Genomic DNA, 6205 nt, shown 5'->3' on the forward strand with positions numbered 1-6205 from the left:
CTGCGAACATCCGCGATCGCAGGCCGAGGAGTCCGCGTGATCATCCAGCCAACCAGCGTTGCCGCACTGACCTGGATCGGTGCCGCCGCCGGCGCCAGCTCAGAAGGCTGGCGCATCGGCGCGGTGTTGTCCGCGCGACCCATCGGCATCAGCGAGGAAGGCCTGATGGTGCTGCAGGTCGGCGCCGTCACCGTGGAGGCCGAAGCGCCCGGTACCAAGCTGCCGCCGCAGTTCCAGGTGCGGGTGCTCAGTGTCGGTGCGCAGCCGCAGCTGGAAATCCTCGGCGCCTCGCCGCTGGAAAGCACCATCACGCAGGCGTTGCGCAGCCGCCTGCCGCAGCAGAACGGCTACGCACCGATGCTGGCAACGGTCGGCGCGCTGTCGCAGTGGTCCGTCGCCAAGCAGTTGCCGCCGTATGTGCGCTCGGCACTGGCCCTGCTCGAACACAGCATGAGCACGCCGCAGGAGCTGGCCACGCCCGAAGGCCTGCGCCAGGCGATCAACCGCAGCGGCCTGTTCCTGGAAGCCCAGCTCGCACAGGCGCCGGCCAGCGATGCCACCACCGCGCACGATGACATGAAAAGCGCGATGCTGCGCCTGGTGGCGATCCTCAAGGGACAACCCGCTCCGACCGAAAGCAGTGACGCGGAAGTCGATCCGCCGCTGTTGTATCGCGGTGCGGTGCCGCAGGGCCGCTGGCCGCTGCCGCCGGACCTGGCCAACTCCACCGAAGCCACCGATTTCCTGCCGCGCCTTAACACCGATGTGCTGGCCGCGCTGGCGCGCCTGGAAGTGGCGCAACTGCAGGCCACGCCCGCGCACTGGACGGTGGAAGTGCCGGTGCAGGACGAAGACGGCGCCGACGTGCTGCAGCTGTTGCTCAAGCACCAGGAGGAAGCCGAACAAGACTGGACCATGGGCTTTTCGCTCGACCTGCCCGCGCTGGGCCCGATCAGCGGCGAGCTGCACCTGCGCGGCCTGCGCCTATCGGTGCGCCTGTGGGCGCAGCAGCGCGAAACGGTGGACCTGCTGGAAAACCAGTTTGAGACCCTGCGCGCGCGCGTCGACGCCACGGGCCTTTTTCTCGATCAGCTCAGCTGCCAGCACGGTCTTCCGCAGGCGGGCAGCAGCGTCAGCGCGGTGTTTTTGAAGGCCACGGTATGAACCAGCCGCTGCTGCCCAAGCCGCAACGCAAAGTCGTGCTGCGCCTGCCGGGCGGCGATGGCGCCGCCACGCCCGGGCATCCGCGCACCGGTGACGTGGAAAACCTGTTCAAGCATGCGCATGCGCTGGGCCTGCCGCTGCACCACGATCCGCAGGTGGCCGCGTTGCTGGTATCCCTGCGCATGAGCGCGGACGTGCCGCCAACCTTGTACGCGGCGGCCGCGGCGGTGCTCGCCACCCTTTACGAGGCGTCGCGCAAGCCGTAGCGGCCGCGCCTACGCGCGCTTGGCGTACAGGCGCTGCACCAGTTCCGCTTCGTTGCGCGAAAGGCCGCAGCGAGTCATCAGCTGTTCCAGATCGCTGCCCTCGCGCGCCAACTGCTGTGCCAGTTCGTAGTTGTGCGCAACCACGTGCTGTCCGGCGACCGGCATCGCCATCTGGGTAGGCCGGATTTCCACCGAACGCCGCGGTGCCTGGGGTTGCTGCTGCGTGCGCGCTTCGAGCACGCCAAGGCGGTGATCGACCTTGTTGAGCGCATTGATCATCAGCAATTCCGGCACGCCCGATTCACCCTGGCGGCCGGCCAGCATGCGTTCGATGCGGCGCCCCTGCCGCCGCAGCAACACGAGCGTGACGATCTGCAACAGCGCCAGCGCGGCAAATGCGATTTCAAGCCACATGCGGCAACTCCCGCTGCAGGCGACACAGGCGCGCCACGTCGAGCAGGGCCACGAAGCCGCCCTGCCAGCCCATCACCACTTGTACGGGATCGTCCACGCGTCCGGAGCGCACCGGCGGCGGCGCGATCGCCTCGGCCTTCGGCTGCAGTAGCTCGCCCACCGCATCCACGCGCACGCCCACGCGATGCGTTTCATGCGCGAACACCACGATGCGCACGGCCGACGGATCGCCCGGCGCCACATCCTTCAAGCCAAGACGGCGGCGTCCGTCCATGACCGGCACGATATTGCCGCGCAGATGAAAGATGCCGAGCAAGTCCGCCGCCGCGCCGGGCACCGGCGTGGGCGCGCCGTCGCGAATGACTTCGCTGACCTGGCTGAGCAGCACCGCGTAATGCTGGCCGTCCAATTGAAAGGACAGCCATGGTTCGCGCACCAGCGCTTGGATATCGGGAACGAGGCTCATGCGCGTGCGTTATTCCTTGCTGTCGGACGTGATGTGCGCGGACGGCGCGGCGTTGGGACTGGCCACGATGGTGGCGATCGGCGTGATCACCGGTGTCTTGGGCAGCATCAGCGGCGGCGGTACCGCTACCGTAGGCGTTGCAGATGTCGGCGATGTTGCACCCGCGGCGATTTGCGTGCCTGTCGGCGGGACCGGCGCGGATGCCGCTGCGTTGACGGCTTGGCTCGCCGGCTTGTCGTCGGTGTCGCCGGCGATCTGGTCGCTGTTGGTGTAGAAGCGGCGCGGCGCAGCCTTGTCGCTCAGCACCACCACCAGCACGCGGCGGTTTCTGTTGCGGCCATCCGCACTATCGTTGTCGGCGGCCGGGCGATACTGGCCCCAGCCGACGATCCCCAGGCGCTGCGGGTCGACGCCATGCTGCGCGAACAGGCGCGCCACGCTCGCCGCGCGCGCGGCGGAGAGTTCCCAGTTAGAGGGATAGACGCTGGTGTCGATCGGCACGTCGTCGGTATAGCCTTCCACGCGCAAGGGGTTGGCAAAGGGCGCCAGGATCGTGCCCAGGCTCGCCAGCACGTCATTGGCCGACGGCGACAGCGTGGCCACGCCGCTGGGAAACAGAATGTCGGTGCGGATCTCGATTTCCAGCCAGTTCGGCGTGCGGCGCACCACCACCAGTTGCTTGTCGATCAGCGGCTGCAGCGCATGCTCGACTTCGCTGCGGATGCGCTCGAGATTCTGCTGTTCTTCGCTGAGCCTGTTTTTGTTCTGATCCGACGGTGTGGCCTGGGTGGTGTCAGGTGTATTGATGTGCTGGGTCAGCACCGGCAGCAGCACCTGTGCCAGCGGCGTGCGCGGAATCGGCGAGGGCTTGCTGGCAGGCACGGGCACGCTCGATTGCGGCGCGTTGGGCGTTACCGGCTGGATCACCGCGCGCGAGCCGTTGAACGCCGAGGAAATGGCCTGCGCCAGCGCACGGTATTTGGTGGTATTGACGCTGGACATCGCATAAAGCACCACAAACAGCGCCAGCAGCAGCGTCAGCAGGTCGGCATAGGGGATAACCCATGCTTCGTGATTGACGTGCTCGTCGTGCTTATGTTTTTTCGTGTGGCGGCGACTCATACGAGATAGCCCTGCAGCTTGCTTTCGATCTGCCGCGGGTTGTCGCCCTCGGCGATCGAAATCAGTCCCTCGATCAGGATCTCGCGCACCTGCGTCTGCTTGGTGATCAACGCTTTCAGGCGCGCGCCGATCGGCAGCAGCAACAGGTTGGCCAGGCTGATGCCGTAGATGGTCGCCACGAACGCCGCCGCGATGCCATGGCCGAGCTTGGCCGGATCGGTGAGATCGCGCATCACCGCCATCAGGCCGAGCACCGCGCCGATGATGCCCATGGTGGGGGAATAGATGCCGCCCTGCTCATACACCTTGGCCGCATGCAGATCGGCGGCCTCGCGCGTTTCCACTTCCAGCTCGAGCACGGTGCGGATCGCGTCCGGCTCGCTACCGTCGACCAGCAATTGCAGGCCTTTTTTTACCAGGGGATCGTCTTCCGCCTCGATGTGCGGCTCCAGCCCCAGCAAGCCCTGGCGGCGGGAGATTTCGCTCCAGCCGACCACACGGCTGATCAGGTCCGACGGACGCAGCTCCGGCGGCTGGTACACCATTTTCAGCATGCCCATCGCGCGCTTGAGCACGATGCCCTGCGTATGCAGCAACAACGCGGCAAGGGTACCCACGAACACGATCACGAACGCCGCCGGGTTCCACAGCGCGGAAACGTCGGTGCCCTTCAAGATGGCGCCGACGATCAACACCACGAAGGCGAGGATGGTGCCGGCGATGCTTATGAAGTCCATATCACGCCGATACCTTCAACGAGGGAAGCAATCGCCCGTCGTCCTGCGATAACGCCGCCAGGTCCAGTACCAATGCAAGCCGGCCGTCGCCCGTGACGGTGGCGCCGGCCACGCCGGGCACGCCTTCGAACAGCGGCCCGAGCGGCTTGACCATCACGTCTTCGCGCCCCAGCACCTCATGCACCAGGCAACCCAGATGCATGTGGCCCACATGCAACACCACCACGTGGCCGCCGCCAGGTCCGGATACGCCGGCCCAATCGCCCAGGTCGCCCAGCACCAGCGCGCGGCCCCGATGCGCGGCGACGCGCCGGCCGTCGAGCATGTGGTCGTGCTGCGGATTCAACTCGAACACTTCGTTGACGTTGCTCAGCGGCAGTGCGAACAGGCGATCGCTCACGCGCACCATGAGCACACGCAGGATCGCCAGCGTCAGCGGCACGGTCAGTTCCAGCGTGCTGCCGTGGCCCAGGCGCGAATGCACCTGCAGCGTGCCGCCGAGTTCGGCCACGCGCGTCTTGACCACGTCCATGCCCACACCGCGTCCGGAGATATCGGAAATGGTTGCGGCGGTGCTGAAGCCGGGGCGGAAAATCAGTTCGTAGCATTCCACTTCCGATAGACGCGCCGCCTGCGTCGCATCGATGATGCCCTTCTCCACGGCCTTGCGGCGCAACACTTCCGCATCCATGCCGCGGCCGTCATCGCTGACCGAGATCACGATGCGTTCGCCGCGCTGGCTGGCCGACAGCGTGACCTTGCCCTTGCGCGGCTTGCCGGCGCGCTCGCGGCCGGCCGGATCTTCCAGCCCGTGGTCGACCGCGTTGCGCAGCAGATGGATCAGCGGATCGGCCAGTGCTTCGACCAGGCTGCGGTCAAGGTCGGTGTCCTCGCCCTGCGTGACCAGCTCGATCTCCTTGCCGAGCTGGCGCGCCAGATCGCGCACGATGCGCGGAAAGCGCTGGAACAGGCGGCCGACCGGCTGCATGCGCATGCCGAGCACTGCGTTCTGCAGATCGTCGGAGACGCGGTCCAGATCGCCGGCCATCGCCGACAGGGCTTCGTTGTCGCTGCGCGTGGCCAGGCTCAGCAGGCGATTGCGCAGCAGCACCAGTTCGCCGGCGCGGTTGACCAGCGCGTCCAGGCGCGTGGTGTCCACGCGCACGGTGTTTTCCGCTTGCGCCGGCTTGGCCGCCGGTGCGCGCGCCGGTTCGGCCGCAGCGGGCGCGGGCGTCGGCGCAGGAACCGTAGCCGGCGTGGCGGCCACGCTTCCCGGCGCGCTGCCTTTGCCGTGCAGGTTGTCCAGCAGCGCTTCGAATTCGTCGTCGCTGATTTCTTTCTTTTCCGCCGCGGCTTCGGGCCTGGCACCGGGCGCGCTGCCCTTGCCGTGCAGCGTGTCGAGCAGGCTTTCGAATTCGTCGTCGCCGATTTCGGTGTTGGCGTGCGCCGGCTTGCCGGGCACGCCGCCCTGTCCGTACAAGGTGTCGAGCAGGGCTTCGAATTCCGCCTCGATCGGATCGGCGGCGCGCGCCTTGGCCGGCGCTTGGGCCGCCGGCGCCGGTTCGGCCGGCGGCTGCAGGCGCGCCAGCAAGGCTGCGGGCGGCGGCGCCATCGCTTCGCCGTTGGCCAGCGCCGCCATCATCACATTGAGCAGGTCCAGCGATTCGAGCAGCGCATCCATGTGCGCCGAACTGATCACCAGCCGGCCGTTGCGCGCGTCGTTGAGCAGTTCCTCGGCGCAATGGCACAGTTGCACCATCGGCTCCACGCCAAGAAAGCCGGCACCGCCCTTTACCGTGTGAAAGACGCGGAAGACGGCATTGAGCAATTCGCGATCGTGCGGCGAGGCTTCCAGCCCGATCAGCTGTTCACCCAGCCGCTGCACCAACTCCCCGGCCTCGACCAGGAAATCGTCACGCAGCTCGCTGTCGAGATTCGAATCCATCAACGTACATCCATCGCGGCGGCACTCCCTCCCCTGCGTGCAGCAGGGAAGGACTGGGGTGGGGTGAAACTTGTGTGCGGAGCAAGAGCGC

The 6205-nt window shown here is 67.1% G+C and carries 7 protein-coding genes; 2 read left to right on the plus strand and 5 right to left on the minus strand.

Annotation, left to right across the window (positions count from 1 at the left end):
- Positions 1–36: 36 nt before the first annotated feature.
- The gene (locus VME63_RS08335) at positions 37–1164 is read left to right on the plus strand and encodes a flagellar hook-length control protein FliK (protein WP_325432173.1); all 1128 of its coding nucleotides are present in this window, start codon (positions 37–39) and stop codon (positions 1162–1164) included.
- Positions 1161–1430, plus strand: a complete 270-nt coding sequence (locus tag VME63_RS08340) for a flagellar biosynthesis protein (RefSeq protein ID WP_325432175.1) — start codon at positions 1161–1163, stop codon at positions 1428–1430. The genes VME63_RS08335 and VME63_RS08340 overlap by 4 nt, the downstream gene beginning before the upstream one ends.
- A gap of 9 nt (positions 1431–1439) precedes the next feature.
- Here the strand turns inward: VME63_RS08340 and VME63_RS08345 are convergent, their stop codons facing one another.
- Genes VME63_RS08345 through VME63_RS08365 form a run of 5 tightly spaced genes read right to left on the minus strand, consistent with a single transcriptional unit; the run spans position 1440 to position 6114 of the window.
- Positions 1440–1844 carry a DUF2802 domain-containing protein gene (locus VME63_RS08345; protein WP_325432177.1) on the minus strand — a complete coding sequence of 135 codons (405 nt, stop codon included), beginning with the start codon at positions 1842–1844 and terminating at the stop codon, positions 1440–1442.
- Positions 1834–2310: a chemotaxis protein CheW gene (locus VME63_RS08350; RefSeq protein ID WP_325432179.1), complete on the minus strand. Its 477-nt coding sequence runs from the start codon at positions 2308–2310 to the stop codon at positions 1834–1836. Before VME63_RS08350 ends, VME63_RS08345 begins: the two co-directional genes overlap by 11 nt.
- Before the next feature lie 9 nt (positions 2311–2319).
- A complete protein-coding gene (motD, locus tag VME63_RS08355; protein ID WP_325432181.1) occupies positions 2320–3432 on the minus strand; it encodes a flagellar motor protein MotD in 1113 nt (370 codons plus the stop codon).
- Positions 3429–4169: a flagellar motor protein gene (locus VME63_RS08360; RefSeq protein ID WP_325432183.1), complete on the minus strand. Its 741-nt coding sequence runs from the start codon at positions 4167–4169 to the stop codon at positions 3429–3431. The genes motD and VME63_RS08360 overlap by 4 nt, the downstream gene beginning before the upstream one ends.
- 1 nt (position 4170) lies before the next feature.
- The gene (locus VME63_RS08365; RefSeq protein WP_325432185.1) at positions 4171–6114 is read right to left on the minus strand and encodes a chemotaxis protein CheA; all 1944 of its coding nucleotides are present in this window, start codon (positions 6112–6114) and stop codon (positions 4171–4173) included.
- Positions 6115–6205 lie beyond the last annotated feature (91 nt).

The sequence above is a fragment of the Dyella sp. genome, assembly GCF_035503745.1.
Lineage (GTDB): Bacteria > Pseudomonadota > Gammaproteobacteria > Xanthomonadales > Rhodanobacteraceae > Dyella_B.